Annotated in this window: 2 protein-coding genes; both read right to left on the reverse strand. The window is 70.7% G+C overall.

Features of this window, described 5'->3' with window-relative positions; all coding sequences use genetic code 11:
- Nucleotides 1-160: 160 nt before the first annotated feature.
- Nucleotides 161-907, reverse strand: a complete 747-nt coding sequence (gene istB / locus ACSVC7_RS32525) for an IS21-like element helper ATPase IstB (RefSeq protein WP_448208735.1) — start codon at nt 905-907, stop codon at nt 161-163.
- 15 nt (nt 908-922) lie between these two features.
- On the reverse strand, nt 923-2,467 hold the full coding sequence (istA, locus tag ACSVC7_RS32530; RefSeq protein ID WP_448208736.1) for an IS21 family transposase: 1,545 nt from the start codon (nt 2,465-2,467) through the stop codon (nt 923-925).
- Nucleotides 2,468-2,595 lie beyond the last annotated feature (128 nt).

The following is a 2,595-nucleotide window of genomic DNA, read 5'->3' on the forward strand; positions in this document are numbered from 1 at the left end:
TGCGTATTCCGGTGATTGCGCGCGGTGGTTCCGGCGCGAAGGCGTCCACCGATTCCGGTGAAGGCGTCCAGGTGTTCCCGCGGATGACGTCCAGTCCGCGCGGGGGCAGTCTCGGCTGGCTGCTGGATGACGTGTAGGTTGCAGAAGCGCGGCGGCCGGGTCAAGCCGTCGTCGCGGCGAGCGCGTTGCGCTTGCGCATGGACTCGCCGGCCAACTCGATCCGATGGGCGCTGTGCAGCACGCGGTCCAGGATGGCGTCGGCCAGCGTCAACCCGCCGATCGCTGCGTGCCATTCCGGCACCGGCAACTGGCTGGTGATCAGCGTCGCCGCGCGGCTGGTGCGATCGTCGATCACCTCCAGCAGATCGCGCCGCTGGTCGGCGGTCATCGGCGTCACGCCCCAGTCGTCCAGGATCAGCAACTGCACGCGCGCCAGCGTCTTAAGCAGACGCGGATAGCGGCCGTCGGCGCGGGCGAGCGCCAGATCCTCCAGCAGCCGTGGCGTGCGCGTGTACAGAACCGAGAGGTTGTCCCGGCAGGCCCGGTGCCCGAAGGCACAGGCCAACCAGGTCTTGCCCACTCCTGTTGGCCCCGTGATCAGCAAGTTCAGCCCGTCGCGCACCCACTGCCCGCCGGCCAGCTTGGCCATCAGCACCCGGTCCAGCCCGCGCGGGGCGCGGTAATCGATGTCCTCCAGTTGCGCGCTCACGCGCAGCTTGGCGTGGCGCAGCCGGGCCAGGGTGCGCTTGGTCTCCCGGTGCGAGGCTTCGCGGTCGAGCAGCAGCGCCAGCCGGTCCTCGAACGGCAGGGCCAGGGCCGCGGGATCGCGGCCCTGGTCTTCGAGCGCCTGGGCCATGCCGAGCAGGCCCAGCGCGTGCAGGTGGGCAACGGTCGGATGCCGCAGCATCGGGGTCTCCTTGGGTCAGTGGTAGTAACGGGCGCCGCGGATGTTGGCGTGCGCCAGGGTCGGCGCCTCCACGGCGGGCTCGGTGGGCGCCGGGCGGCGGTCGAGGCCGCTCTTCAGAATGGACTGCAGGCTGCTGTAGGAACGCGCGCCGATCGCCAAGCCGCGCGCGCAGGCGGCCTCCAGCCGGTCGGCGCCGTAGTGCTGGGCCAGCCGCAGGATGCCCACGCAACTGCGGAAGCCGCGTTCGGGGTGCTCCCGCTCGCGCAGGATCGCCTCCACCATGGCGGCGGTGTGCGGGCCGGCCGCGGCGGCCTCCAGGAGGACGCGCTCGTGCGTCCAATCCTGAAAGCGGCGATGCGCGCTCGGCATGTGGTCGGGCTGGGTGGTGTGGCGGTGGGCAACGGAGCTGCGCGCGTGGACGGCCACGCGCTTGCCCTTGTGGAAGACCTCCACGGCGGAGGCGGTGAGGCGCACCTCCACCGCCTCCTTCAGCAGCCGGCAGGGAACCGAGTAGAAATGGCGCTCCACCTCGACGTGGTAGTCGATGCCGACGCGGCGTTGCAGCCACTCCGCGTACTCGTACGGCGCGGCCGGCAAGGCGCCCAGGGCCGGCCGGTCGAGCTGCTCGAACAACGCGCGCCGGCTGGCGCCGAGGTGGCGCATGACGCGGCTGTTGAGATCGTCCAGCAGCCCGGCGATGGCGGCGTTGAGCTCGGCCAGGGACAGGAAGCGCTGCTTGCGCAGACGCGCCAGAACCCAGCGTTCCACGACCTGGACGCCGACTTCCACCTTGGCCTTGTCGCGCGGCTTGCGCACACGCGTCGGCACGACGGCGACGCCGTAGTGGCCGGCCATCTCGCGGTAGGTGGCGTTGACCGTCGGCTCATAGCGGCACGGCTTGGTGACGCCGGCCTTGAGGTTATCGCAGACCACCTGGCGCGGCACGCCGCCAAAGAAGGCGAAGGCCGCGGTGTGGGCGGCGATCCAGTCGGGCAGCCCCTGGCTCAGCGTCGCCGTGGCGAAGGTGTAGTTCGACGCCCCCAGCACGGCGATGAAGATCTGGGCGGCGTGGACCGCTCCGGTTCGGGGATCAACGAGGTCGATGCTGTGCCCGGCGTAGTCCACGAACAATCGCTCGCCGGCGGGATGGACCTGCCGCAGGGTCGGCGACACCCGCCCTGCCCAGGCGCGATAGCAGTCGCAGAACCAGGAATAGCTGAAGCCGTTGGGATGCTGGGCCCGGTACTCCTCCCAGAGCAACAGCAGGGTGACGCCCGGCCGCCGCAGGTCGCGATGCAGGGCGGCCCAATCCGGCTGCGGCCGCTGGTCGGCCGGAACGTCGGGCACGGGCGGGAACAGAAGCCGCTCCAGTTCCTCGTCGCCGAACTCATCGGGCAAGGGCCATCCCAGTCCGGCCTGCCTGGCGCGGGTGACGTACTCGCGCACGGTGGTGGCGCTGACCCCGGCGATGGGCGCGACCTGACGCTTGGACAGGCCGCACGCGAAGGTGAGCCTGAGGACCTCTCGGATCTTGCGCATGGACACTCGCTGCGCCGGCATCTCGCTTTCCTCGTCGCTGCCTGAAAAGGACGGCGAGAATACCGGGGGTTGAACAGCTCCAGCAGCAAGCCGAGCCCGCGCGGGTGGTCGCCTTCACCGGAATCGGTGGACGCCTTCGACCGGAATCC

Source organism: Azospirillum mesophilum (assembly GCF_053470405.2).

Coding starts and splice junctions, on each gene's coding strand:
- istB (WP_448208735.1), bottom strand. CDS start 907: ATGCTGCGGCATCCGACCGTTGCCCACCTGCACGCGCTGGGCCTGCTC.
- istA (WP_448208736.1), bottom strand. CDS start 2,467: ATGCCGGCGCAGCGAGTGTCCATGCGCAAGATCCGAGAGGTCCTCAGG.